This window comes from Agrobacterium sp. El2ro-1b, assembly GCF_048298475.1.
Lineage (GTDB): Bacteria > Pseudomonadota > Alphaproteobacteria > Rhizobiales > Rhizobiaceae > Agrobacterium > Agrobacterium fabrum.
Genome location: NZ_CP103459.1, coordinates 651983 through 676982 on the forward strand (window position 1 = coordinate 651983; position 25000 = coordinate 676982).

Here is a 25000-nt window from a genome sequence, read left to right on the forward strand (position 1 = left end):
ATGCGCCCGTCCGTTCTTTGTGGCTTAAAAGCTGCCTTTCCCCGGGAACCAGTTCGTTCCCGCCAGCGGAACCTGCGCCATGGCAGCCGCCTCCATGGTCAGCGCCACCAGATCTTCCGGCTCCAGATTATGGAGATGGTTCTTGCCACAGGCGCGCGCGATGGTCTGCGCTTCCAGCGTCATCACCTTCAGGTAATTGGCAAGGCGGCGACCGGCGGCGACGGGATCGAGACGGGCGGCCAGTTCGGGATCCTGCGTAGTGATGCCAGCGGGGTCTTTGCCCTCGTGCCAGTCATCATAAGCGCCGGCCGTGGTGCCGAGTTTCTGATATTCCTCTTCCCAGTGCGGATCGTTATCGCCCAGCGCCACCAGCGCCGCCGTGCCGATGGCGACAGCATCGGCGCCGAGCGCCAGCGCCTTGGCAACATCGGCACCGGACCGGATGCCACCGGAGACGATCAGCTGCACCTTGCGGTGCATGCCGAGATCCTGAAGCGCCTGCACGGCGGGGCGAATGCAGGCGAGTGTGGGCATGCCGACATTTTCGATGAAGACATCCTGCGTCGCCGCCGTGCCGCCCTGCATTCCGTCAAGCACCACCACATCGGCACCGGCCTTCACCGCCAAGGCTGTGTCGTAATAGGGCCGTGCGCCGCCGACCTTGATATAGATCGGCTTTTCCCAGTCGGTGATTTCGCGCAATTCGAGGATCTTGATTTCCAGATCGTCCGGGCCAGTCCAATCAGGGTGACGGCAGGCGGAGCGCTGATCGATGCCCTTTGGCAGGTTGCGCATATTGGCGACGCGATCGGAAATCTTCTGGCCGAGCAGCATGCCGCCGCCGCCCGGCTTCGCGCCCTGGCCGACCACGACCTCGATGGCGTCGGCACGGCGCAGATCCTTCGGGTTCATGCCGTAACGCGAGGGCAGATACTGGTAAACCAGCGTCTGGCTATGACCGCGCTCCTCATCCGTCATGCCGCCATCGCCCGTCGTCGTAGAGGTGCCAGCAATCGTCGCGCCCCGGCCGAGCGCTTCCTTGGCATTACCCGACAGGGCACCAAAACTCATGCCGGCAATGGTGATGGGCGTTTTCAGCGTGATCGGCTTCTTTGCGAAGCGCGTGCCGAGCGTCACGGTCGTATCGCATTTCTCGCGGTAACCTTCGAGCGGATAACGCGAGATGGAGGCGCCGAGAAACAGCAGGTCGTCGAAATGCGGCACCTTGCGCTTGGTGCCGGCGCCGCGAATGTCATAGATACCGGTCGCCGCCGCGCGGCGGATTTCCGCCAGCGTGTGGTCGTCGAAGGTCGCGGATTTACGCGGCGGGGTGAAGGGGTTGTGATAGCTCATCGGAATATCCCTCGCCTCAATACGCGTCGGCGTTGTCGATGTTGAAATTATAGAGCGTGCGGGCAGAGCCGTAGCGTTTGAAATCTTCCGGCCGAACATCCGAGACACCGGCCTTTTCGAGGAGTTCTGCGAGCTTTTCGAGATGTTCGGGGCGCATCTCTTTTTCGATGCAGTCGGCACCCAGGCTTTTGACCGAGCCGCGCACGAAAAGCTTCGCCTCATAAAGGGAATCGCCGAGCGCATCGCCAGCATCGCCACAAACGACGAGATGGCCGGACTGGCCCATGAAGGCAGACATATGGCCGATATTGCCCTTCACGACGATATCGATGCCCTTCATGGAAATGCCGCAGCGGGAAGCCGCATTGCCCTTGATGACCAGCAGCCCGCCGCGACCGGTGGCACCTGCATATTGCGAGGCATCGCCCTCGATGACGACGGTGCCGGACATCATGTTCTCAGCGACACCAGGCCCGGCCGAGCCATGAACGGTAACTGTGCCGCCATCATTCATGCCGGCGCAATAATAACCGACCGAACCGTGCACATCGACGGTGACGGGGCTGTCGATGCCGACAGCGACGGCATGGTGGCCGCGCGGATTGACGACTTCGAATTCGGTATCGTTGACACCGGAGGAGAGGCCATGGAGTGCGCTATTCAATTCACGCAAGGGCGTGTGGGAGAGATCAAAAACTGGCATGGATTATGACTTTCAAAACAGGCGCCGATGACGGGTCTCAGGCAGCCTTTTCATGGTCCCAGAAATAGACGGTCGCCGGTTCCGGCTCCCACACCCGGGCATTTTCGATACCGGGCAGGTTGACCAGAGCGCGATATTCCGAACCGAAAGCGACATATTGATCGGTCTCGGCCATCACTGCCGGCTTACAGGCGATGGGGTCGCGCACCACGCCGAAACCGGATTTGGTGCCGACGACGAAGGTGAAGAAACCATCGAGATCATCGAGCGCACTTGTCAGTGCTTCGCCCAGATTCTTGCCCTTGGCCATTTCGGCCGTGAGATAGGCGGCGGCGACTTCCGAGTCGTTCTGGGTCTCGAACGTCATGCCTTCGCGCACCAGTTCGCGGCGCAGATTGTTGTGGTTGGAAAGCGAACCATTATGCACCAGGCACTGGTCGGCGCCGGTGGAGAAGGGATGCGCGCCAAGCGTCGTCACCGCCGATTCCGTCGCCATGCGGGTGTGGCCGATGCCGTGGCTGCCGGCCATGGAGCGGACGTCAAAACGGGTGACGACATCCTTCGGCAGGCCGGTTTCCTTGTAGATTTCCACACTGTCGCCGGAACCCATCACCCGCACATCCGGACGGATGGCGGCGAGGACCGCACGAATTCCGTCAAGCTTCTGCGATGGAATATCCAGCACCGCATGGGTGCTTTTCACCGTGACCGAGGCTTCAACGCCGTTTTCCTTCAGCGCTTCGGCAAGGCCGGAAAAATCGGTGGTGGGATCGGCCGACTGGATCGTCACTTTCGCACGACCATCGGCCGCACCTCCATAGATCGCGATGCCGGCCGAATCCGGCCCACGATCGGTCATGGTGACAAGCATGTCCGAAAGCAGCTGACCCAGCTGCGGTTCAAGGCTTTTGTCTTTCAGGAATAGTCCAACAATGCCGCACATCGACAGGCACCTCCATTCGTTTCTGAATGAAGGGCTAACATATGGAATTCCATTCCGTCAACTATCAGGAATATTTTTTTCTTCTAAGGCAAAATATCAGTCACTGGTCATCCGCCGTTGCGGATAGGAAATGATCGATAGATAACGCGCGGGAAGCTTCACCAATTCTTCCGGCCCGTGCGGCGCATCGGCGTCGAAAAACAGGCTGTCGCCGGCCTGCATGGTGAAAAGCTGCTCGCCGTGGCGATAGACCACCTCGCCTTCCAGCATATAGAGAAACTCCATGCCTTCATGCTGGAAGGTCGGGAACACATCCGAATCCGTGGTGAGCGTGATGAGATAGGGCTCGACGGTGACGCCGCTGGTATTGTTGTCGATATGGCCGAGCAGGCTGTATTGATGGCCGGCGCGGGTGCCGCGGCGCTCGATATTCACCCCCTGCCCCGCCTTGACGAAGGTTGCGCTGCGCGGCTCCTCGAAACCGCGGAAGAAAGCCGTGATCGGCACGCCGAGCGCCTTGGAGAGCGTTTGCAGCGTGGTGAGCGACGGGGAGATATTGCCGTTCTCGATCTTCGAGAGCATGCCGACGGAGACACCTGTGGCCGATGCAAGATCGGTGACGGTAATGCCGAGCTTCTTGCGATAGGCGCGGACCTCGTGGCCGATCGCCATTTCCAGATTGTTGACCCTCGGCTCGCGAACGGCATGCGGGTCCTGCGACAGAAACTGCGCAGCGTCGCTCTGGGTGGCATCCTTGGCCATGGTGTCCTCCGGCATTGTCGTGTTTTCCCTTCCTTACAGGAAAACTATTTTAATTCAGAGGAAATCTTTGCCGCATGGCATTCGGCGTCTGGCCGAAGCGGGTCTTGAAGCTCCCTGAAAAATGACCTGCACTGGAAAAGCCGGTGGCGAAGGCCACTTCCGCGATGGAGAGCGGGCTTTGCTCCAGCAATCGCCGGGCGTGATCAAGTCGGATTGCGCGGTATGTCTCCAGAAAACTCGACTTCAGATGGGTCGCGAAAAGCCGGTCGAGGTGGCGCGCACTTGTACCCGCCAGTTTTGCCATCGTCTGTCGGTCGAGCGGGCTTTCAATTGTCGTTTCCATTTTTTCCAGCACGGTCAGCAAGGCCGGATGGTTGGTGCCATGACGTTCGGCCGAGGAACCGCGCTGCGGTGCGCCGGGTTCGGCGACGGCCGTGTGCAGATACCAGTCGCTGACACGCCTTGCGAAATGCGCACCCATTCTCTGCGAAATCATCGCATGCATCATGTCTAGGGGGGCAACGCCGCCGGCGCAGGTGATGCGGTCGCCATCGAAAACAAACCGCGCCTGCCGGGGCGTGAGATGGCCAAAGGCCTCTTTCAGTACCGGCGCATGCTCCCAATGGATGGTGAAATCGCGGTTTTCCAGCAATCCCGCCGCTGCAAGCACATAAGCGCCACTGGAAATGCCCCCGATCCTGACACCCTGCCGCGCCAGCCGCCGCAACGTCCCGTAAGAATTTTCCGCAACGGTCCAGTCCTGCGGCCCGCCGCCCGCACAGACGAAAATCGTGTGGCATTTCTCGCCGGCAGCGGCAAGCGCCTCACAGTCGACAATGATGCCGGACGAACTTCTGACGGCCTCGCCATCAAAAGACAGGGGAACCGCATCGTACAGATCGGTTCCAGCGATCAGATTGGCGGCGCGCAACGGCTCCGCCGCCGAGGCATAGGACATGAGCGCAAAGTTCGGAACGAGGATGAAACCAATGCGCTGGACATTCTTCTGTTCGATGATCGTCATGTCTTTTTTTTAAATCATAATGTCCCTTATCTGCAATCCCCATCCGAACGACATCGCTAAGCTTGCTCGATATGGTTCGAGGTACGCCAGATGCGCTATTCTGCTTTTTCGATTTTCAAGAACGGCCTTTTCGGAAACAAGGCGTGGAAACCCGCATGGCGGGAGGTGTCGCCGAAACCGCATTATGACGTCATCATCGTTGGCGGCGGCGGGCACGGGCTGGCGACGGCCTACTATCTCGCCAAAGAATTCGGCATCACCAACGTCGCGGTGCTGGAGAAAAACTACATCGGCTCCGGCAATGTCGGCCGCAATACCACGATCATCCGCTCCAATTACCTGCTTCCGGGCAATAACCCGTTCTACGAGCTTTCGATGAAGTTGTGGGAAGGGTTGGAACAGGATTTCAATTTCAACGCAATGGTTTCGCAGCGCGGTGTGCTCAATCTCTTCCATTCGGATGCGCAGCGCGATGCCTATACAAGGCGCGGCAATGCCATGCGGCTGCACGGCGTCGATGCCGACTTGTTGGACCGCGCCTCTGTCAAGGCGATGTTGCCGTTTCTCGATTTCGACAGTGCCCGCTTCCCCATTCAGGGTGGATTGCTGCAAAAGCGCGGCGGCACCGTCCGTCACGATGCCGTCGCCTGGGGTTATGCGCGCGGTGCAGACAGCCGGGGCGTCGAGATCATCCAGGGCTGTGAGGTGACAGGCATTCGCCGCGAAAACGGCGCGGTCGTGGGTGTCGAGACGAGCCGCGGCTTCATCGGTTGCGGCAAGCTGGCTTTGGCAGCGGCGGGTAATTCCTCGCAGGTCGCCGCCATGGCCGGGCTGAAACTGCCGATCGAAAGCCATGTCTTGCAGGCTTTCGTGTCCGAAGGGCTGAAACCCTTTATCGATGGCGTCGTCACTTTCGGGGCCGGCCATTTTTACGTCTCGCAATCCGATAAGGGCGGCCTCGTTTTCGGTGGGGATATAGACGGCTACAATTCCTATGCCCAGCGCGGCAATCTGGCGACGGTCGAACATGTGGCGGAAGCCGGCAAGGCGATGATACCGGCGCTTTCCCGCGTCCGGGTGCTACGCTCCTGGGGCGGCATCATGGATATGTCGATGGACGGCTCGCCGATCATCGACCAAACCCCCATCGACAATCTCTATCTGAATGCCGGCTGGTGTTACGGTGGCTTCAAGGCGACACCCGCTTCCGGTTTCTGTTTTGCCCATCTTCTCGCACGCGGCACACCGCAGGAAACGGCAACGGCCTTCCGGCTGGATCGTTTCCGGCGTGGTTATCTCATCGATGAAAAAGGCCAGGGCGCCCAGCCCAACCTTCATTAATCCAGCGGATCAAGGACGTTCGATATGGCAAGTCTCGTACCCTGCCCGCATTGCGGGCCAAGACCCAAGGAAGAATTCATCATCAAGGGTGCAGTCCTCCAAAGGCCCTCCGCCGATGCTGGCACCGATGAGTGGTGTGACTATGTCTATCTGCGCGACAATCCGCGCGGCTCTTATGAGGAATATTGGCACCACACCTCCGGTTGCCGCCGCTGGCTGGTCGTGGCCCGCGATACCGTGACCCACGAAATATCCGCCTGCCGCGACGCTGCCGAAAAGACGAAAGTGACAAGCGCATGAGTTCCAACCGCCTCAAGACCGGCGGTCTGATCGACCGCTCCAAACCGCTTTCCTTCACCTTCGACGGCAAGACGATGTCAGGCTTTGCGGGTGACAGCCTCGCCTCCGCCCTGCTCGCCAATGGACAGCAACTCGTCGGCCGCAGCTTCAAATATCACCGCCCGCGCGGCATATTGACCGCGGGCGCCGCCGAGCCGAATGCGCTGATGACCATTGGCAGCGGTGGCCGCACCGAGCCGAATACACGCGCCACCATGCAGGAGCTTTATGCCGGGCTGGAAGCGAAAAGCCAGAACCGCTGGCCCTCGCTGGATTTCGATATCGGCGCATTGACCGGCCTGCTGTCGCCCTTCCTCGGCGCGGGGTTCTATTACAAGACCTTTATGTGGCCCGCCGCCTTCTGGGAAAAAATCTACGAGCCCTTCATCCGCAAGGCGGCCGGCCTCGGCAAGGCGAGCTACGAGGCGGACCCGGATGCCTATGACAAATGCTGGGCGCATTGCGACCTGCTGGTGATCGGCGCGGGCGCTACAGGACTTGCGGCAGCCCTTGCCGCCGGCCGCGCCGGAGCGCGCGTCATCATCGTCGATGAACATTCCGCGGCGGGTGGCGGGCTTCTTTCCGAAACCGCGACCGTCGGCGGAAGAAGCGCTGCGGATTTCGCCGCAAACTGCGTCGCCGAACTCGAAGCCCTGCCTGATGTGACGGTGCTGACGCGAACCACGGCTTTCGGCTGGTATGACGGCAATGTCTTCGGTGCGGTGGAGCGGCTGCAGAAACACCTGGCCAACCCGAAAGTGCATGTGCCCGTGGAGCGTCTGTGGCGCATTGTGGCCAAGCGCGCGCTGCTCGCCACCGGCGCAGAAGAGCGGCCGCTGGTGTTTGGCGGCAACGACATTCCCGGCGTGATGATGGCCGGCGCGATGCGCAGCTATCTCAACCGCTATGCCGTCAGCCCCGGCAAAACGGCGGCAATTTTCACCACCAATGACAGTGGTTACGCGCTCGCCCGCGATCTGGAGGCACGGGGCATTCCTCTTGCCGCCATCGTCGATAGCCGCGAGCAGGGTCATCCGGGCTATGACGGCAAGGCGCGTGTCATCAAGGGTGGCGTCGTCTCGAATGCGAAGGGTGGCAAGGCGCTTTCCGCCATCGAGATTTATGTAAACGGCCGTACGGAAAGCCTTGATGTGGATGCGCTGGCGATGTCTGGCGGTTTCAGCCCCGTCATCCATCTCGCCTGCCATCGCGGCGGCAAACCGGTCTGGTCGGAAGACCATGCCGCTTTCCTGGCACCCGGCAACCTCAAAGGTTTGGACCTCGCCGGCGCGGTTTCCGCAACGAACGGTATCGCAGCCTGCCTTGAGGACGGCGCGCGAAAGGGCGCGGCACTGGCGCAAGACCTCGGTTTTGCATCAACCATACCGGCATTCGGCATGGTGGAAAACGATATCGTGGCTCCGCCCGCAAAGGCGCTCTGGTCCATCCCCGGCATCAAAGCGAAAGCCTTTGTCGATTACCAGAACGATGTTCATCGCAAGGATCTGGGCCTCGCCATCCGTGAAGGTTATGGCCATGTCGAGCTGGCCAAGCGTTATACGACAAACGGCATGGCGACCGATCAGGGCAAGCTTTCCAATGTCAACGCCATCGGGCTGCTGGCCGAAGCGCGTGGGGTTTCCCCGGCGGAGGTCGGCACCACCACCTTCCGGCCCTTTTATACGCCCGTCTCCTTCGGCGCCCTGACAGGAGCCTATCACGGCCATCATTTCCAGCCGGTGCGCAAATCGCCGCTGCATGGCTGGGCCGAGAAAAACGGCGCGGTCTTCGTTGAAACTGGTCTGTGGTATCGTTCCTCCTGGTTTCCCCGCAAAGGCGAAAACGGCTGGCGGGAAAGCGTCGACCGCGAGGTATTGAACGTCCGCAAAAATGCCGGGCTCTGCGATGTATCGATGCTCGGCAAGATAGAAATCTGTGGCAAGGACGCCGCCGAATTTCTCAACCGGGTTTATTGCAACGCCTTTCTCAAGCTCGCGGTCGGCAAGGCGCGTTATGGCCTGATGCTGCGCGAAGACGGCATGATTTATGACGACGGCACCACCAGCCGGCTGGAGGAAAACCGCTTCTTCATGACCACCACCACGGCTTATGCGGCTGGTGTCATGAACCATCTGGAATTCTGCGCCCAGGCGCTCTGGCCGGATCTCGACGTGCGGCTTGCCTCCGTCACCGACCAATGGGCGCAGATGGCGATTGCCGGGCCAAAGGCACGGGGCATTCTTCAAAGGATCGTCGATGAGGATATTTCGGATGAGGCCTTCCCCTTTCTGGCCGCCAAAGAAGTCTCCCTGTTTGGTGGGCAATTGCACGGGCGACTGTTCCGTATTTCCTTCTCCGGCGAGCTGGCCTACGAGCTTGCCGTGCCGGCTGGTTACGGCGAGAGCGTTGCCGATGCGCTGATGGAAGCGGGCGCGCCCGAAGGCATCATGCCCTATGGCGTCGAGGCGCTCGGCGTGCTGCGCATCGAAAAAGGCCATGTTACCCATAATGAGATCAACGGTACGGTGGTGCCGGCTGATCTCGGTTTCGGCAAAATGGTCTCCACCACCAAGGCCGATTTCATCGGCCGGCGGATGCTGGAGCGCGAGGGCCTTTCGGCGGCGGACCGTCCAGGCCTCGTTGGTGTCATGCCGCTTGATCCCGACCACTCCTTCCGCAGCGGCTCGCATATTCTCGCCAGGGATGCTGCGGCAACGCTGGAAAATGATCAAGGTTATGTGACCTCAAGCGCCTTTTCACCACATCTCGGCTCGACCATCGGCCTCGCCCTCGTCAAGAACGGTGCTGCCCGCCATGGCGAGGAGGTCATGGTCTGGAACGGTCTGCGCAACGAGTTCACCACCGCCCGCCTCTGCAATCCGGTTTTCTTCGACCCTGAGAATGAGAAGCTCCATGTCTGATCGCAAGACCGACTACAAATCCGGTTTCACATCTGATTTCCGACCGGCCCTCCGCCCGGTGCTTGGCGCGAAGGCAGCGATTGCCTCCGCCGCCATCAAGCTCTCGCCGCTGCCGGAAGGCATGATCGTCCATGTGCTGGCCTCACCCGACGTATCGGATATGGAGGCCCGCCTGCGCGGCCTGGACAAAGGCGATGTGCGCGCCGTCTCTCCCGGTCAATGGTTCATCGTCGGTGAACAGCCGCTGTCTGGCGTGGATATGAAGACGCTTCTCGCCGCGCTCGAGCCGCAGGCAGCGGGTGTGGACCAGAGCCAGGGGCGCGTGCGCATCCGCATCGAAGGCAAGATGGCCGAGCGGGTGCTGACAAAGGGAACGGCGGTCGACCTTTCTATCGCAGCTTTTCCGGCCGGACGCTCCGCCACGACGCTGATCGGCCATATCGCCGCTCATGTCACCCGTGTCGATATTTCCGCTTTTGAAATTATCGTGCTGCGCGGTTTCGCGGAGAGCCTGTGGGACGATCTCGTTCGCATGAGCCTGGAGTTCAATTAAACCCCGTACCGCATTCTCCAGTTCTACGGCACCATTACTTTGCGCATGGAAGCGCGCTGCATGGAACGCGGGGTCAGACGAGTTGAAAACGCAACCACCTTATTCATGAAACCGGCGATAACGGACGCCTTGCCTTTGGCGAGCGCTTCAAGTCCGGCTTCTGCAACGGGACGGGGTTTCATGGTGAGCAGGCGCAACATCGGCGAGACCTGAGCGCCGGCAGCGGCATCAAATCCTGTTTCAGTGTGCCCCGGGCAAAGGCTGGTGACGACCACGCCTTGGGTGCGAAATTCGTCGTGCAAAGCCTCACCAAATGACAGCACGTAAGATTTCGTGGCCGCATATGCGGCATAGGTAGGGACAGGCTGGAAAGCCAATAGACTGGCTATCAGAAGAATCTCTCCCGATCCCCTGGCGGCCATGTCCCGGCCGAAAACATAGCTGAGTTCAGTCAGCGCCGTGATGTTGAGCTGAATCATATCGGTGGTGCGCTCGATCGGGGTTTTCAGAAACTCACCCTGCAGCCCGTATCCGGCATTGTTCACCAGGATGTCGATCTGTATCGCCCTTTCGTTCAGGCTGTCTTTCAGGCGCGCTGCGGCTCCGGGTGCGGCAAGGTCGATAGGCTCAACAAGAATGTCGACGCCATGTCTTAGGCGAAGGTCCTCGGCAAGTTTTTCCATCGGCTTCTTTCGACGGGCTGCGAGCACGAGGTTGATCTTCTGCGCTGCCAAAAGCTCGGCAAATTCGATCCCAAGGCCACTCGATGCGCCCGTGATGAGAGCTCGTCTTCCCGATGGAGCCTCCGGCTTTTGTACACCGGCGATGTCTCTCGTATCGTCTGTATGCTGCATCTGTTTTTCCTTCACATTCATTGGATCAGGCTCACGCAACAGCATAGGTGGTGCGTGACCGGTTGATTTGCGCGCTACTCGGCAGCTAGCGAATGCTGATATTCTTCGACTGTCGCTGCCACTGACGGTGCCTCGCTACGGGGCGGCTTGATGCGGAACCAGGCCGCATAAAGTGCGGGAAGAAACAGCAGGATCATGACGGTCCCGACGGCGGTGCCGCCGATCAGCGTATAGGCCATTGATCCCCAGAAAACCGAATGCGTCAGCGGGATGAAGGCGAGGACGGCGGCGAGCGCGGTCAGGATAACCGGCCTTGTTCTCTGCACGGTGGCTTCGATGACGGCATGGTAGTCATCCAGACCCGCAGCCTGATTTTCCTTGATCTGCTCCGTCAGGATCAAGGTGTTGCGCATGAGAATACCCGCCAGGCCGATAAGCCCGAGGATGGCGTTGAAACCGAAGGGTTGATTGAAGATGAGCAACATCGGAACCGCGCCGGCAAGGCCGAGCGGGCCCGTCAGCATTACCATGGTCATCGTCGACAGGCTGCGGACCTGAAGGACGATGACGATAAGCATGGCGGCAACCATGAGCGGGAAAATCTTCACAAGCGCTGTATTCGCCTTGAGAGATTCCTCGATATTACCGCCCATTTCGATGCGGTAGCCGGCGGGAAGCGAGGCGATCAACGGCTGCAGAGCCTTGAATACCTGCTGCGACACTTCCGGCGGCTGGGTTGCCTCGTTTATGTCAGAACGGATCGTGATGACCGGCGTGCGGTCACGGCGCTTCATGATGGGCTCCTCGAAACGGATCTCGGAGTGGCCGATCTGATCGAGCGGAACCGGGCGGCCGCTCCTGCTCATCAGAGAAAAATCCGAAAGCCGTGAAGGATCGAGCCGGTTTTCGCCGGCGCTACGCGCAACCACCGGAACGTTGCGGATGTTTTCCCGGACCTGTGTGATCGGCACGCCGCTCAGCAGCAATTGCATCTGCTGCGCAGCCTCGGCAGGCGAGAGGCCGATAAGGTTGAGACGATCCTGATCGGGGATAAAGCGCAGGACTGGCGTGCGGTTGCCCCAGTCGCGGTTGGGCTGGCGCACATCCGGCACACTCCGCATGATCGCAAGGGCCTCGTCGGAAATCTTGTACAACTGGTCCGGGTCGGGACCCGTGATACGGAACTCCACCGGGAACGGCGTATAGGGACCGAAGACGAGCTGCGTAACGCGCACGTTGGCTTCTGGAGCAAGGCCGCTTGCAATCGCTTCCCGAAGGCGATGTTTGAGTTCCTCACGCGCATGGGCGTCGGGCGTCAGTGCGACGATCTTGACGAAAGCCGGATTCGGCAGTTCAGGCGCCATGGCGAAGAAGAAGCGCGGAGCGCCCTGACCGATATAGCTGGTGGCGATCTTCGTTTCGGGCTGCTCTTTCAGCCAGCCCTCGAGTTTTTTGACGGTTGCCGTCGTGGTCTCGATACTGGCGCCTTCGGGCATGCGCACTTCCACCAGCACTTCGGGACGATCCGACGTTGGGAAGAACTGCTGCTTGACGGAACCCATGCCGACGACAGAGACGGCCATGATAACGCCGACGAGACCGCAGGTCAGGAACTTGTGACGAACCGCGAACTCGATGAGGCTGCGAAGCCGCCGGTAATTCGGCGTATTGTAGATCGCATGATGACCACCCTCCACCGGTTTTATCTCAGGCAGCATCTTCACGCCGAGATAAGGTGTGAATGTGACCGCCACGATCCAGGAAACGATCAGGGCGAAGCCCACGACCCAAAAGATGTTCCCGGCATATTCACCCGCAGTCGAGCGGGCAAAACCCACAGGCATCAGTCCGATGATTGTGACCAGCGTGCCGGACAGCATCGGCGCCGCCGTATGGCTCCAGGCATATGCGGCCGCCTTGATGCGGTCCATGCCCTCTTCCATCTTCACGACCATGACTTCGATGGCGATGATGGCGTCGTCAACCAGAAGGCCGAGCGCAAGGATCAGCGCGCCGAGCGTGATGCGGTCAAAGAACCGACCCGTTTCGAGCATGATCAGGAACACAACGGCAAGGGTGAGCGGAACGGCAAGCGCCACAACGATGCCGACACGCCAGCCCAGTGCGATGAGGCTGACGAACAATACGACACCGAGCGCCATGGCGAACTTCAGCATGAACTCGCCGACGGCCTCTTCGATGTTGACCGCCTGATCGCTGACTTTCGCGAGTGTCACGCCGAGCGGCAGGGTTTGCGCAATTGTCGAAGACCGTTCTTCCAGCGCCTTGCCCAGTTCCAGCCCGTTCCAGCCCTGCTGCATCACCACGCCAAGCATGATGGCTGGCTCGCCGTCATGGCGAATGAGATAGGTGGCGGGATCCTGATATCCGCGGCGCACCTCGGCGAAATCCGAAAGCTTGAGGACGCGTCCGGCTGCGACGATGGGCGTATCGGCAATCGACTCGACGCTGTCATAGGCGCCATCGAACCGGATGAAGACTTGCGGCCCCTGCGTATCGATCGAACCCGCCGGGGTGACGGTATTGCGCCGTTGCAGGGCGGAAGCAATGTCTTGCGCCGAGATCCCCAGGGTCGCCAGCTTGGAATAGGAAAACTCTACGAAAATCTGCTCCGGCTGCTCGCCGAGAATGTTGATCTTCTTCACACCGGGAACGTGAAGCATGTCCTGACGGATCGTCTCGGCCTGACGCACGAGGTCACGCATCGCCATGCCTTTGGCTTTCAGGGCATAAAGCGCGAAGCTGACGTCGGAATATTCGTCATTGACGAAGGGACCGATCACCCCCGGAGGAAGATTGCGGGCTTCGTCTCCAAGTTTCTTGCGCGCCTGGTAAAATTCCCCTTCGACGGCCGATGCCGGCGTATCATCCCGGAGCGTCACGGTCAGGAAGGCGTAACCGGGGCGCGTGGTCGTTTCCACGCGATCGTACCAGGTTAATTCCTGAATGCGCTTTTCAAGCGGTTCGGCGACAAGGTCCTGCATCTCACGCGCGGTCGCGCCGGGCCAGACGGATGTGACAGTCAGGGTCTTGATGGTGAATGAGGGATCTTCGGCGCGGCCAAGTTTGATGAATGCATAAGCGCCGGCGGCGGCCAGCAGGACGATGAGGAACAGGGTGATTGCCCGCTCACGAACAGCGAGCGCGGATAGGTTGAAGCTCATCAGTTTGCCGCCTCTGCTTTTTCCACGCCGATGCGAACGCTCGCACCATCCTGAAGCAGATGCGCTCCGAGCGCGACGACTGTCTCCCCTGCCCTCAGGCTCGAAACAATGGCCTTCTCCTCGCCAATCCGCTCCACTTTCACTGCCTGGAAATGAACGCTTGAGGATTGCTCGTCGACGATCCACACGCCCGTGCGATTGCCGTCATCCAGCAGGGCGCCAACGGGGACTTCGGCGTGGCTCAGCGCGTCCTTGTTCTCGACGCTGATCGTAACCGTCGCCCCCAATGGCGCGGTCGCGGTAGCGCCCTGCAACACCCAGCGCGTTTCATAGGTCCGTGTCTGGGGATCCGCAGCATCGGATATCTGGCGGAGCGCCGCTTTTTCTTGCATGTTACGACCATAGACAGCGGCCTGCGCCACAGCGCCAATCTCGGGCCGCAGATTTTCCGGCAGCCAGACCAGCGCTTCGCGCGGTCCTGCCTTCGCCAGCCGGATGACCGGCTGCCCCGCCGAGACCACCTGGCCCGGTTCGGCGAGTGTTTCGACGATCGTGCCATCCGCGTCTGCGACAAGCAGAGCATAGGCCGCCTCGTTTTCAGCCACTGTCGCATCAGCCCTGGCGGCGGCGAGTTGAGCTGTCGCCGTATCCAGTGTGGCCTTTGACCTTTCATACTGCTGGGTGGACGCGGCGTTGGATTTGACGAGGACCGCAAAGCGCTTCTCGTCTGCTTGCGCTTGGACAAAGGCTGCCTGCACCGCTTCCACCGCATTCCGTTTGGCCGTCAGGGCCAGTCGAAGATCTGTCTCGTCGATCCGCATCAGGGGCTGCCCGGCCTTTACTTCCTCACCAAGGCCCACCAACCGTTCGACGATCTTTCCGGGGACCCGAAAGCCGAGATCGCTTTGGACCCGGGCGGCCACCGTGCCGGTGAAGCTTCGGCTTGCCGTGTCCGGGGTCTTGACCTTCGTCACGCTGACGAGCGGAGCGAGGCTGCGGGGATCCGCGGCCTCCGCATCCTTGCTCGTCGATGGGAGTAGGAAAATGGCAGCTCCGACCCCGAAGAGAGCAGCCACAGCCACAGTTGACAGGAGGATTTTTCGTTTCATGGGACTGGCCTTCTCGACAGCGATAGCGTAATTCTTAGATTTCATCCTAAATCTAAATCATATATAGACGTCAAGTGCAATCTAATTGGAGGTCCACATGAGAGTGAGCCGCGCACAGGCCGAGGAAAATCGAGAGAGGGTCATCACCGTTGCAAGCCGGCTGTTTCGAGAGCATGGGTTCGACGGGATAGGGCTGAAGGATCTGATGAAGGGCGCTGGCCTTACGCAGGGGGGATTCTACAAACAATTCGCCTCGAAGGACGACCTTGCCGCCCTTGCATCCCGGCGCGCGCTCGAAAGCGCCACAAGAAGATGGTCAGACGCGGCCGCAGACACCTCAGATCCGCTGGAAGCAATTATGGCGTTCTATCTTTCCAAGGATCACAGAGGAGAGAAAGCCGAAGGTTGCCCTCTTGTCGCTTTGGGGTCGGATGCCGCCCGGCAGAGCGCGGAAGTCCGACGTCCGTTCGAGGACGGTATCCGTGGCCATTTTGAGGTGCTGGATGAACTCATGGGTCACGCCGACAGTTCCGGCCCCAGCGAAAAGGCGATGGCGATCCTGTCGATGATGGTGGGGGCCGTCACGCTTTCCCGCATCATCGAAGACGAACGCCTGTCGGAAAGCGTCCTCGATGCGGCCGCTGGCGAAGTCAAGCGTATCGCGCGCAGTGATGGTGATGACTGAAGGCGACGGCCCGGTCCGACCACCCTGGGAGGTGAGAGCGTCCTAGGCTCTGCTTAAACTGCATGTCTGGAGAAATGATCCTGACCCTGTTGTCGGTTGGGACGCCGAAGGCATGCCTATTTTTATCCTGAAGACAGGTGGAAAACAGATGCGTCGTATCGTTGTAACAGGAATGGGAGCCGTCAGCCCCCTTGGTGCAAATGTGGATATCTCATGGTCACGCCTCCTTGCTGGCCAAAGCGGGATTAGGCGACTGACCGACGATGTCGTCGGAGATCTTCCTTCGAAAGTGGGAGGCGTTGTCCCTTCTCTCGCCGAAGACCCAGAAGGAGGATTCGATCCGGACAGGATCATTGCGCCAAAGGATCAGCGCAAGGTCGACCGCTTCATCATCTTCGCGCTGGCGGCGGCGGAAGAAGCGCTGGCGCAGGCAAACTGGAAGCCGGTCTCGAATGAAGACAGGTTGCGAACTGCGACAATCATCGCATCCGGCATCGGCGGTTTCCCTGCGATCACCGAAGCCGTGCGAACCGTTGATCAACGCGGTGTACGCCGCCTCTCTCCCTTCACGATACCGTCTTTCCTCGTCAATCTCGCAGCCGGGCAAGTCTCGATCCGCCATGGTTTCAAAGGTCCGCTGGGAGCACCCGTAACGGCATGTGCCGCCGGCGTTCAGGCGATCGGCGACGCCGCACGGCTTATCCGGTCCAATGAAGCCGACATTGCGGTTTGCGGTGGAACGGAAGCTTGCATGAACATCGTCAGCCTCGGCGGCTTCGCGGCGGCAAGGTCGCTTTCGACCGGTTTCAACGAGACGCCGACCAAGGCGTCGCGTCCCTTCGATACCGCGCGTGACGGCTTCGTCATGGGTGAAGGCGCGGGCGTACTCGTCATCGAGGCACTCAGCCACGCTCTCGCCCGCGGCGCCACCCCGATTGCCGAACTCGTTGGATACGGCACGACAGCCGACGCCCACCATATCACCTCAGGCCCTGAGGACGGCAGCGGCGCGCGCAGGGCGATGGAGATCGCCATCGCGCAAGCGGGCATCGCCCCTCATGAGATTGGTCATCTGAACGCGCATGCGACATCAACGCCAGTCGGGGACCTCGGAGAAATCAGGGCCATCAAGAGTGTGTTTGGGCAACGAAAGTCGGTTGCCGTCAGTGGAACCAAGTCGGCGACGGGGCACCTGCTTGGCGCGGCCGGCGGGCTGGAAGCCATCTTCACGATTCTGGCGCTCAAAAATCGGATTGCCCCTCCGACCCTGAACCTGAACGCGCCGGATCCGGAATCGGACGGGATCGATTTTGTTGCCAACCAGGCACGATCCCTGGATGCCGAATATGCCATATCCAACGGCTTCGGTTTTGGCGGCGTCAATGCCAGCGTTCTTTTCCGGCGCTGGCCAAAGGCAAGCAATAGCGGGGTATCCTCCGTGCGCTAACGCTCGTCACCACGTTCACAACCACATGAAATCATGCCTTTGCCAGGAGATCGGCTTCCATGAAACCAACAATGGTCACAGCGCCGCCCGGCATAACGCTCCTCAAGCCCAGAATTGCCGTCATCGGCATCGGCGGTGGCGGCGGTAAGGCGGTCAACAACATGATCATGCAGGATCTGGAGGGCGCGGAGTTTATCGTTGCGAATACCTATGCCCAGGCATTGTCGATGTCAAAAGCGCCACGGCTTGTCCAGCTTGGCCCAACGGTCACGGAGGGGCTTGGTGCCGGGTCATTGGCTGATATTGGACAGGCGGCAGCCGAAGAATCGATTGACGAGATCATGGACCACCTCGACGGAATGCATATGTGTTTCGTGACGACGGGCATGGGGGGCGGAACAGGCACAGGGGCGGCACCCGTTATTGCCCGTGCTGGATCACCACTTTCCGGTAATCGAAATGGTTGGTTTACGGCTCTTATTTTTGAGAACGCGGAGCCGACATGAGCGAGAAAACGTTCTATTCCTATGGTGCTGGATATCGAGGCAGAACATCCCTCACGGCGGGCTGCTGTTTCATCAGTTACGGCACAGATCGGCTGCTCTCCTGCCACGTTACGTGAAGAATAACGAGGTGGAACGTGGCGAATGAGCAGGTTTTCCACGTAACTCGGCCGAGAATATGAACGATCTTTATCATTAAAAATTGTTGCAAAACATATAGTTAGATAGAATTCATCCGAACCGATGGATTTGCTTGTCACCGAAATCCTTGCCGTACCGATCAATGATCGGTATTGCGTTGAGGTGCACTCAGCAATCAACGAGGACAAGATGGCAACTGGCACTGTAAAATTCTTCGCTCAGGACAAGGGCTTTGGCTTCATTACCCCTGACAATGGCGGTCCTGACGTATTCGTTCACATCTCGGCGGTCGGTTTCGGCGGCTCTCTTCAGGATGGCCAGAAGGTGAGCTACGAGTTGGGACAAGACCGCAAGACCGGCAAATCGAAGGCCGAGAACGTTACTCTCCTTTGATGGCAGCGCCGCGGCCCAACGCACGATAGCGCTTGGGCCGCCACCGCCGTCATACGAACCAAAAGACCAAGTGAGGGTATCCTTGTTCGATGGACGGGGGAGTTGCTCTAAGCAGGCAATAGTTCCTCCATCCCGCTGCGGACAGCGGCGAACAGGTCCGGGCGGTCGAGGTTGATGTAGTCTACATCGCTCGCTGCGATTTCGCGATGAACGGCCATGTCATCGCCACCGTAATAGACCATGATTTCCAGACCGGCTTTGCGGCTCGCCTCGATGATGCCGGGACGGCGCATCTGCGCGGGGGTTATCTCGATGATCGACGCATGATGCACGGCCCCGACAAGCGATGGGGATTTCGCGATGTCGAGTGTCATCATCATGCGGAACTCGGGTGCGATCGACTGCAAACCCTGACGCATCTCTTCGGAGAAGGAAAAATAAAACGTATCGCGCACCATGCCGAGATGGCGCACAAGGGCCGTAACCTTGGCGGGGTCGCAATATTTCAGTTCGATATAAACACCGGCACGACCACGCAGATGTTCGAGATAAGCATCGAGCCGCGGCACGATGGTGCCCTTGAACCTGTCGTCGAACCAGCCGCCGGCATCAAGCGTGTCGATCTCGCTCGACAGCATATGCCCGACCGGACCGGTGCCGTTGGTCGTGCGATCCAGCGTGTCGTCATGAATGACGTAAAGCACGCCGTCCGCGCTTTCGCGCACGTCGAGTTCGATATAGTCGGCACCCTGCTGAAGTGCGAGATCGGCTGCAGCAAAGGTGTTCTCCGGCGCAAATCTGTTGGCGCCGCGATGGGATACGATCTTGGTCACTGCAAATTCCTGTCAGTTTGCCGGTTGGAGTGTTCTGGCACGCGCCTCTGCGTCATGCGAGAGATCGGCATGAAGGCCGATGATGCGATCGCCGGCCTTGTCGAAGACCAGAGTGAAATCCGGTTTGCAGGCGATGCCGACCTGCGCTCCCGGCGCGTACCGCACGCTTTCACCATATTCGAGCGCATGAACCGGGCCAGCCGGCGTGACGATCGTGTAAAATACTTCACGCCCCATCGGCTCGACGCTGGCGACCTTTCCTTTGAGGGCGGCGCGCTCGAGAGACACAAGCGTGATATCCTCGGGCCGCAGGCCGAAGGTAACCTCGCCGGTATGGTCTGACGTCAAATCAAAAGACGCTTCGGCGATCTCCAGCCGACCACCTTTGGCATGGCCTTTCATACGGTTCATGGGCGGTGTGCCGATGAAACCTGCGACGAACAGATTGTTGGGACGGCGATAGAGATCATCCGGTGTGCCGATCTGGGCGATTTCGCCATTGTTCATGCAGATGATCCGGTCCGCCATGGTGATCGCTTCGATCTGGTCGTGGGTGACGATCAATGTAGTAAAGCCGAGGCGTTTCTGGATGCTCTTGAGCTCCGCCCGCATGGTGATGCGCAGCGTGGCGTCGAGATTGGACAGCGGTTCGTCGAGCAGGAGAATATTCGGCTCCTTCACCAGCGCGCGGGCAAGCGCCACACGCTGCTGCTGCCCGCCGGAAAGCTGCGAGGGACGACGATCGAGAAGGGAGCTTATCTGCACGAGCGCTGCGGCCTCGTCCACGCGTCTGGCGACTTCCTCTTTTCCCATGCTTTTGAAACGTAAGGGGAAGGCAATGTTTTCGCGGACCGTCAGGTTTGGATAAAGCGCGTAGGACTGGAAAACGACGCCGACATTGCGATCGCGGGCATCGATGCGATTGACGTTGTGGCCATCGAAGGCGATCTCGCCGCCGGTCGGCGCATAAAGCCCGGCGAGCAGAAACAGCGTCGTCGATTTGCCGCAGCCGGAAGGACCGAGAATGGCCACGAACTCGCCGTTCTCGATGGTGAGGTTCATCGGCTTCAGAACCTGGGTCTCGCCCCAGTTTTTGGTGACTTTATTGAGGGTGATCTTGGCCATGACGATTATCCCTTGATCCCGCCGAAACTCATCTGCGTGATGTATTTTTGCGTGAAGGTGTAGAGGATCAGCACAGGCAGGAGATAGACGACACCGACGGCGGCGATCATGCCGTAATCAGCTCCCATATTGTCCTGTGCGACAAAGAAGAGGTAGAGGCTCATCGTCATGTGGCTCTTGTCGATGAGCAGCGTCTGGACGAAGACATATTCCTCCCAGCCTCTGAGGAAGGTAAAGGTGGCGACGGCAATCAGGCCGCCGCGAACCTGTGGCAACACCACCATACGAAACGCCTGCGACCGTGTTGCCCCATCGGTCACCGCGCTCATTTCGATGTCCCAGGGCACATTGTCGAAAAAACCCTTGAGGACAAATATCGCGAAAGGCAGTTCCAGCGCGCTCATGACAAGCACGACGCCCGTAAGGCTGTTGAGCAGGCCCATATAGTGAAGCTGGATGAAAATCGCGACAGTGAGCGCGAGAGCCGGGAAAGCGTGCAGGAGCAGCAGACCACGCAGGAAATTTTCACGCCCAGCAAAAGCAAAACGCGACAAAGCGTAGGCTGCGGGCGTTGCTACCAGCGTCACGATCAATGTCTGGGAAATCGCAAAGACAAGCGAACTGCCCAGCGCTGTCCAGATCGACGGCAACAGATCCATGCGCGTCGTGCCGGTTCCGGCGATATCGCGGTTCCAGAGGAAACGGTAATTCTCGAATGTCAGATGCGGGAAGAGGCCGATGCCGCCGAGTATGACGACCACAAGACCCAGTGCGGCCCAGGCAAATACTGGTCTGCGCAACCGGTCCGCCAGTATCGCGATGACGATCGCACCCAGATAGGCGACGCCGGCAATCCCGGTGCTGCGCCAGAGAACGAGACGGCTGACGGCATCATCCGACGACGTCAACGACTTCACTGCCAGCCAGAGATAGGGCAGCAGTACCGGAACGGACACGACCGTCAAGAAAAGGATGATGGCGGAGAGAAAGCCGGCACGATTGGCAAGGCCACGGCTTTCGAGGCGTTTCCAGTCAGCGGATGATGCGGGAGGGGAAAGCGACATCACAGCACCTCGATCCTGGGAGCGGCAAAGGTGGAGCGCATATTGGTAACGCGCCATTGAACCAAGGTTGCGGCGACGCCGATCACCATCAGGCCGAGCGCCAGTGCTGCGCCATAGGCATAGGCGCCATTTTCGAAAGCACGGCGATAGATATAGAGCGCATAGGGCGTGGAATCGTAAACCGGACCACCACCGGTGATCAGCAGGATATATTCATAGGTCGTCATCAGTGAAAGTGCCTGATAGATGGTGATGAAGCGGATCGGCTGCGACAGGGCCGGCGCCACCACATGGCGCAGCACGCCCCATTCGCTGGCGCCATCAACCCGCGCGGCATTGGCAAGATGGGATGGGATGGAGCGGATCGCCGAGGTGAGGATCACCATGGCGAAGGATGCGCCGACGATACCATTCGCCAGAATGACCAGGAACAGCGGGAAATCGTTGCGAAGGTTGATCGGTGCAAGGCCAAGAGTGGCGGTAATCTGGTTGAGCAGGCCCGAGGGTGACGGATCGGCGATCCATATCCACAGGATGCCATAGAGGACAGCGGGCGACATGCGCGGCAAAAGCCACAGTCCCCGGAAGAAATTGCCGAGCCTGTCCGGGATCGCCGTCGAGGTCATCGCCAGAAGCGCGCCGAGGCCGACGTTGAAGATGAAGAGGGTGGCGGTGACATAGATCAGCGTCGTCAGCAACACCATCGGAATGCGCGCGTCACGCTGCACGATCCGCTCAAAATTCCGCATGGTAAACTCGCCGACCCGAAGGCTGGCCCCCATGTCGGTAAAAGCGATTACCGCATTGACGGCGATCGGCGCCAAGAAGAACACGACGAGAAGGGCGATGGCCGGAGCGAGATAAAACAGCGGCCGGGCCGGCCGGTGAGGCCTGATCTGGAAATTCGACATTGCAAAGTACCGGTGGGAAAGGTGATGCCGCCCGGGGCAAAGCCGGGCGGCACGGGGTGATCAGGCTCAGTTGCTGGCGGCGTCGCGGATTTCCACCTCGCCGCCGAACTGCAGTTCAAGCTCGTCGGCGATGAAATCCACCGCCTGAGCAGCCGTCATCTTGCCGGTTTCGACAGCCTGCAGGCCACTGAACAGAACCTTGTTATAGCTGCCGAACTTGGTGTGGTTCGGCACGAACTGCGCGTGTTTCATCATCGGCGATGCGGCAGAGAGAACCCAGTTGTCAGCGTATTTTGGCATCGCGGTCTGCGCGTGGCTGATTGCCGTGTGGTAGGAGGTGACGGCGTGTTCATTGTTGAAATAGGGCAGCGACGCGAGCGCCACGAGATCGGCGGCGATGTCGGCATTTTTGCTCTTGGCATTGACCGTGTAGAGAAGCGGATGCGACAGGTTTGCGGGCTTGCCGCCCTTTTCTGCCGCCGGCGCCGGAATCCAGCCTATCTTGTGGAAATAACCATCCTTGTCGGTCGGCCAGGTTGCACCGTTCTTTTCACCGACCTGCCAGGCAACGGCCCAGACGCCCTGATGGAAGACAAAGGCCTTTTCCTGCTTGAAGGCCCCCTGGATCGCATCCCAGCTCATGGCTGTATTGTCGACGGGGGTCACGCCCTGCTTGGCGTTGCGCTCATACCAGCCAAGCGCCTTGGCCATCTCGGCCTTCGGGAAGATCAGTTTGCCGGTCTTTTCGTCCATGAATTTTACGCCGTAGGACTGAAAAACCATCAGATAGTCGATACCGACGTTCGGGCGGTGCAGCATGCCGTATTCGGCGGCCTTGCCGTCAACGACTTCCTTGGAAAGCGCCGTCAGGTCGTCAAGCGTGAATTCGCCCGCTTCGACCTTGGCCGGCAGGCCTTCGATGAAGGCTTCATCTTTGCCGATCTTGCGCAGCATGTCCTTGTTGTAGAAAAACATGCGGATTTCCGCATCCTGCGGCACGCCGTAAATCTTGCCATCGGTCGCCTTGGCGGAATTCCAAAGCACGGGCAGGATATCGCCATAAACCCAGGGTGCAGCGGCAATCCTGTCGTCCATCTGCAGGGCATAACCCTCCTGAGCGAACTGGCCGATCCACTCATGCGGCAGCACGTAGATATCCGGCCCCTGACCGACCGAGAGCGCCTTCAGCGTTTCGAGCGCCAGATCGTCCCAGCCTTTGACGGCGCTATTATTGGCCTCGATGACAATGCGCTTGTCTACGCCCGCAGCCTTGAATTGCTGGTTCATGATCTCGGCGGCACCTTCGATATTGGTGACGCGGCCCGGTGCACTGCGCTCGGCAAGGGTGGAAATCTTGATCTCGATGTCTTCTGCATGCGCCAACCCGGCGGAAAGGGCAGAAATCGCCACCGAGGCGAGGAAAGCAAGCGATTTGGTCATGGCAACTGATCCGGTTGATGGTTTTTATTTAATTAAGTTGCTTAAGTAACAAAGTCATGACATCGCATAGGTGATGGGGGAAAAATTTCGATGAGACATGCGCCTTTTGATGGAATTGGAACGACGCAGGCCACGGTGCTGCGATATCTGCGTCGCCGAGGATCAGCCTCCCGTGTCGAGATCGCCGAACTGTGTGGCGTCACCGCCGCCGCCATCAGCATGATGACGCGCGACCTTCTTGAACGCGGGGTGATACTTGAAGGGGAAAGGCGCCAGGCCGGACGTGGAGCCCCCCATATCAATCTCAAGCTGAACCCTTCGGTTGGTTATGCCTTGGGGGTTCACTGCAACCGCTTCTCTGTCGCGTTGACCCTGCTCGATTTTTGCGGGGACGTATTGGGTGAATTACACTGCCCCGGGCGCTACGACACGTTTGAGGACGTTCGGGAAGAGATTATCGAGGGCAAGGCCAGGTTGCTGCAACAGGCTGGCCTGGAGGACGAAGTACCGGTCGGCGCGGGGGTCGCGATGCCCACTCGCTTTCGTCAGGGCGCGTCTTTTCTCGATCTCGCGCAGGAAGTCGTATCATGGTCCGGACCAGACCTCGCTGCTTCCCTTCAACAGGGTTTGGGCTGTGCGGTCAGGATCGAAAACGATGCCAACGCTGCCGTGATGGGCGAACTGACGCTGGGCAACGCCGCTGACCACGAAAACTTCGTTTACCTGTATCTGTCCGAGGGTATTGGCGGCGGTATCATCATTGGGAAACAACTTTACCGCGGCAACTTCGGTAACGCCGGAGAAATAGGCGCATTGCGAGCACGGGGCCTGACGCGCCCCTCCTTCGAAGATTTGGCGGAATTTTGCGCGGGTCATTCCGGCAATGTACCGTCAGACCGGTCGCCAGACGCCTGGAACGCCTATCTGAACAGCAATCAAGAGCTTGTAGAGACGTGGATAAATCGGGCCGGGCCAGAAACTGCCAGACTGGGATTTTCCCTCAGCGCTGTGCTGGCCCCCGAGGCAATATATGTTGGAGGCTCCCTGCCCCGCATGATCCGGGAACAATTATGCCCCTGGCTCGATTTTTCATTTTCCGATCCTTTCCAGGGAGCGAAAGTTCTTCAGCCGGCAATTCTTTTGCCGGAAGTCTCTGCTGCGGATACAGTGGCTTTCGGCGCGGCCGCCATGATCCTTCATGACCTTCCAGCCATTGCCAATATGCGCTCGCAATCGTGATCGGCCGAAAAGCGTCGCGTGGAAATCTCGTTGAACTGGCGTTCTGATTTCCCGTTCAACGCTCGTGCCTGTCTGTTTCGAAGCGATGACCAGCGCTGCTGGCATCAAATCGGCGGCGAAGATAAACATGAG

21 protein-coding genes and 1 pseudogene are annotated in these 25000 nt (G+C 59.5%); 9 read left to right on the forward strand and 13 right to left on the reverse strand.

Annotated elements, in window-relative coordinates:
- Positions 1–24 precede the first annotated feature (24 nt).
- The 5 genes from NYR50_RS17260 to NYR50_RS17280 all read right to left on the reverse strand — a co-directional run bounded on the left by NYR50_RS17260 (position 25) and on the right by NYR50_RS17280 (position 4785).
- Positions 25–1353, reverse strand: a complete 1329-nt coding sequence (locus NYR50_RS17260; protein WP_010973662.1) for an FMN-binding glutamate synthase family protein — start codon at positions 1351–1353, stop codon at positions 25–27.
- A 16-nt stretch (positions 1354–1369) separates the two neighbouring features.
- On the reverse strand, positions 1370–2056 hold the full coding sequence (locus NYR50_RS17265; RefSeq protein WP_174011407.1) for a GXGXG domain-containing protein: 687 nt from the start codon (positions 2054–2056) through the stop codon (positions 1370–1372).
- Positions 2057–2093: 37 nt separating this feature from the next.
- Positions 2094–2999, reverse strand: coding sequence for a class II glutamine amidotransferase (locus NYR50_RS17270; RefSeq protein WP_174011404.1), 906 nt, complete (start codon positions 2997–2999; stop codon positions 2094–2096).
- Between the two features lie 96 nt (positions 3000–3095).
- Complete coding sequence (locus NYR50_RS17275; RefSeq protein WP_174011401.1) at positions 3096–3776, reverse strand: helix-turn-helix domain-containing protein; 681 nt, start codon at positions 3774–3776, stop codon at positions 3096–3098.
- 34 nt (positions 3777–3810) lie between these two features.
- Positions 3811–4785: a GlxA family transcriptional regulator gene (locus tag NYR50_RS17280; protein ID WP_174011398.1), complete on the reverse strand. Its 975-nt coding sequence runs from the start codon at positions 4783–4785 to the stop codon at positions 3811–3813.
- 90 nt (positions 4786–4875) lie between these two features.
- On the opposite strand from NYR50_RS17280, the gene NYR50_RS17285 reads away from it, so the two are divergent.
- Genes NYR50_RS17285 through soxG form a run of 4 tightly spaced genes read left to right on the forward strand, consistent with a single transcriptional unit; the run spans position 4876 to position 9939 of the window.
- Positions 4876–6126: a sarcosine oxidase subunit beta family protein gene (locus NYR50_RS17285; protein ID WP_418137687.1), complete on the forward strand. Its 1251-nt coding sequence runs from the start codon at positions 4876–4878 to the stop codon at positions 6124–6126.
- A gap of 24 nt (positions 6127–6150) precedes the next feature.
- Positions 6151–6426: a sarcosine oxidase subunit delta gene (locus tag NYR50_RS17290; protein WP_418137688.1), complete on the forward strand. Its 276-nt coding sequence runs from the start codon at positions 6151–6153 to the stop codon at positions 6424–6426.
- A complete protein-coding gene (locus NYR50_RS17295; RefSeq protein ID WP_174011389.1) occupies positions 6423–9386 on the forward strand; it encodes a sarcosine oxidase subunit alpha in 2964 nt (987 codons plus the stop codon). The genes NYR50_RS17290 and NYR50_RS17295 overlap by 4 nt, the downstream gene beginning before the upstream one ends.
- Positions 9379–9939 (forward strand): sarcosine oxidase subunit gamma family protein, encoded by a 561-nt coding sequence (gene soxG / locus NYR50_RS17300; protein WP_174011386.1) that lies wholly within the window; start codon positions 9379–9381, stop codon positions 9937–9939. The genes NYR50_RS17295 and soxG overlap by 8 nt, the downstream gene beginning before the upstream one ends.
- A 23-nt stretch (positions 9940–9962) precedes the next feature.
- Here the strand turns inward: soxG and NYR50_RS17305 are convergent, their stop codons facing one another.
- The 3 genes from NYR50_RS17305 to NYR50_RS17315 form a co-directional block, all read right to left on the reverse strand.
- Complete coding sequence (locus tag NYR50_RS17305) at positions 9963–10793, reverse strand: SDR family NAD(P)-dependent oxidoreductase (protein WP_174011854.1); 831 nt, start codon at positions 10791–10793, stop codon at positions 9963–9965.
- A gap of 74 nt (positions 10794–10867) precedes the next feature.
- Positions 10868–13978, reverse strand: a complete 3111-nt coding sequence (locus NYR50_RS17310; RefSeq protein ID WP_418137689.1) for an efflux RND transporter permease subunit — start codon at positions 13976–13978, stop codon at positions 10868–10870.
- On the reverse strand, positions 13978–15087 hold the full coding sequence (locus NYR50_RS17315; protein ID WP_418137690.1) for an efflux RND transporter periplasmic adaptor subunit: 1110 nt from the start codon (positions 15085–15087) through the stop codon (positions 13978–13980). The genes NYR50_RS17310 and NYR50_RS17315 overlap by 1 nt, the downstream gene beginning before the upstream one ends.
- A 97-nt stretch (positions 15088–15184) precedes the next feature.
- Here NYR50_RS17315 and NYR50_RS17320 point away from each other — a divergent pair, with 97 nt between their 5' ends.
- The 4 genes and pseudogenes from NYR50_RS17320 to NYR50_RS17335 all read left to right on the forward strand — a co-directional run bounded on the left by NYR50_RS17320 (position 15185) and on the right by NYR50_RS17335 (position 18256).
- On the forward strand, positions 15185–15772 hold the full coding sequence (locus NYR50_RS17320) for a TetR/AcrR family transcriptional regulator (RefSeq protein WP_010973650.1): 588 nt from the start codon (positions 15185–15187) through the stop codon (positions 15770–15772).
- A 148-nt stretch (positions 15773–15920) separates the two neighbouring features.
- Positions 15921–17219, forward strand: a complete 1299-nt coding sequence (gene fabF / locus NYR50_RS17325) for a beta-ketoacyl-ACP synthase II (protein ID WP_418137691.1) — start codon at positions 15921–15923, stop codon at positions 17217–17219.
- Positions 17220–17278: 59 nt separating this feature from the next.
- Positions 17279–17653 (forward strand): annotated as a pseudogene (locus tag NYR50_RS17330) (cell division protein FtsZ); the annotation flags it as partial.
- A 399-nt stretch (positions 17654–18052) separates the two neighbouring features.
- The gene (locus NYR50_RS17335) at positions 18053–18256 is read left to right on the forward strand and encodes a cold-shock protein (RefSeq protein WP_035216621.1); all 204 of its coding nucleotides are present in this window, start codon (positions 18053–18055) and stop codon (positions 18254–18256) included.
- 107 nt (positions 18257–18363) lie between these two features.
- Here the strand turns inward: NYR50_RS17335 and ugpQ are convergent, their stop codons facing one another.
- The 5 genes from ugpQ to NYR50_RS17360 all read right to left on the reverse strand — a co-directional run bounded on the left by ugpQ (position 18364) and on the right by NYR50_RS17360 (position 23629).
- The gene (gene ugpQ / locus NYR50_RS17340) at positions 18364–19089 is read right to left on the reverse strand and encodes a glycerophosphodiester phosphodiesterase (protein ID WP_418137692.1); all 726 of its coding nucleotides are present in this window, start codon (positions 19087–19089) and stop codon (positions 18364–18366) included.
- Positions 19090–19101: 12 nt separating this feature from the next.
- Positions 19102–20214 carry an ABC transporter ATP-binding protein gene (locus NYR50_RS17345; RefSeq protein ID WP_418137693.1) on the reverse strand — a complete coding sequence of 371 codons (1113 nt, stop codon included), beginning with the start codon at positions 20212–20214 and terminating at the stop codon, positions 19102–19104.
- Between the two features lie 5 nt (positions 20215–20219).
- Positions 20220–21278, reverse strand: coding sequence for a carbohydrate ABC transporter permease (locus NYR50_RS17350; protein ID WP_418137694.1), 1059 nt, complete (start codon positions 21276–21278; stop codon positions 20220–20222).
- Positions 21278–22189 (reverse strand): carbohydrate ABC transporter permease, encoded by a 912-nt coding sequence (locus NYR50_RS17355; protein WP_418137695.1) that lies wholly within the window; start codon positions 22187–22189, stop codon positions 21278–21280. The genes NYR50_RS17350 and NYR50_RS17355 overlap by 1 nt, the downstream gene beginning before the upstream one ends.
- 66 nt (positions 22190–22255) lie before the next feature.
- Positions 22256–23629 carry an ABC transporter substrate-binding protein gene (locus NYR50_RS17360; protein WP_418137696.1) on the reverse strand — a complete coding sequence of 458 codons (1374 nt, stop codon included), beginning with the start codon at positions 23627–23629 and terminating at the stop codon, positions 22256–22258.
- A gap of 90 nt (positions 23630–23719) precedes the next feature.
- Between NYR50_RS17360 and NYR50_RS17365 the strand changes: the two genes are divergently transcribed.
- Positions 23720–24868, forward strand: coding sequence for an ROK family protein (locus NYR50_RS17365; protein ID WP_418137697.1), 1149 nt, complete (start codon positions 23720–23722; stop codon positions 24866–24868).
- Positions 24869–25000: the final 132 nt, after the last annotated feature.

Excerpts from the sequence above, each read along its gene's own strand:
- NYR50_RS17315 (WP_418137690.1), bottom strand. The coding sequence starts at position 15,087 with ATGAAACGAAAAATCCTCCTGTCAACTGTGGCTGTGGCTGCTCTCTTC.
- NYR50_RS17350 (WP_418137694.1), bottom strand. The coding sequence starts at position 21,278 with ATGTCGCTTTCCCCTCCCGCATCATCCGCTGACTGGAAACGCCTCGAA.
- NYR50_RS17335 (WP_035216621.1), top strand. The coding sequence starts at position 18,053 with ATGGCAACTGGCACTGTAAAATTCTTCGCTCAGGACAAGGGCTTTGGC.
- NYR50_RS17355 (WP_418137695.1), bottom strand. The coding sequence starts at position 22,189 with ATGTCGAATTTCCAGATCAGGCCTCACCGGCCGGCCCGGCCGCTGTTT.
- NYR50_RS17360 (WP_418137696.1), bottom strand. The coding sequence starts at position 23,629 with ATGACCAAATCGCTTGCTTTCCTCGCCTCGGTGGCGATTTCTGCCCTT.
- soxG (WP_174011386.1), top strand. The coding sequence starts at position 9,379 with ATGTCTGATCGCAAGACCGACTACAAATCCGGTTTCACATCTGATTTC.
- NYR50_RS17295 (WP_174011389.1), top strand. The coding sequence starts at position 6,423 with ATGAGTTCCAACCGCCTCAAGACCGGCGGTCTGATCGACCGCTCCAAA.
- NYR50_RS17275 (WP_174011401.1), bottom strand. The coding sequence starts at position 3,776 with ATGCCGGAGGACACCATGGCCAAGGATGCCACCCAGAGCGACGCTGCG.
- NYR50_RS17265 (WP_174011407.1), bottom strand. The coding sequence starts at position 2,056 with ATGCCAGTTTTTGATCTCTCCCACACGCCCTTGCGTGAATTGAATAGC.
- NYR50_RS17345 (WP_418137693.1), bottom strand. The coding sequence starts at position 20,214 with ATGGCCAAGATCACCCTCAATAAAGTCACCAAAAACTGGGGCGAGACC.
- NYR50_RS17365 (WP_418137697.1), top strand. The coding sequence starts at position 23,720 with ATGAGACATGCGCCTTTTGATGGAATTGGAACGACGCAGGCCACGGTG.
- NYR50_RS17260 (WP_010973662.1), bottom strand. The coding sequence starts at position 1,353 with ATGAGCTATCACAACCCCTTCACCCCGCCGCGTAAATCCGCGACCTTC.
- NYR50_RS17270 (WP_174011404.1), bottom strand. The coding sequence starts at position 2,999 with ATGTGCGGCATTGTTGGACTATTCCTGAAAGACAAAAGCCTTGAACCG.
- fabF (WP_418137691.1), top strand. The coding sequence starts at position 15,921 with ATGCGTCGTATCGTTGTAACAGGAATGGGAGCCGTCAGCCCCCTTGGT.
- NYR50_RS17320 (WP_010973650.1), top strand. The coding sequence starts at position 15,185 with ATGAGAGTGAGCCGCGCACAGGCCGAGGAAAATCGAGAGAGGGTCATC.
- NYR50_RS17290 (WP_418137688.1), top strand. The coding sequence starts at position 6,151 with ATGGCAAGTCTCGTACCCTGCCCGCATTGCGGGCCAAGACCCAAGGAA.
- NYR50_RS17280 (WP_174011398.1), bottom strand. The coding sequence starts at position 4,785 with ATGACGATCATCGAACAGAAGAATGTCCAGCGCATTGGTTTCATCCTC.
- NYR50_RS17285 (WP_418137687.1), top strand. The coding sequence starts at position 4,876 with ATGCGCTATTCTGCTTTTTCGATTTTCAAGAACGGCCTTTTCGGAAAC.
- NYR50_RS17305 (WP_174011854.1), bottom strand. The coding sequence starts at position 10,793 with ATGCAGCATACAGACGATACGAGAGACATCGCCGGTGTACAAAAGCCG.
- NYR50_RS17310 (WP_418137689.1), bottom strand. The coding sequence starts at position 13,978 with ATGAGCTTCAACCTATCCGCGCTCGCTGTTCGTGAGCGGGCAATCACC.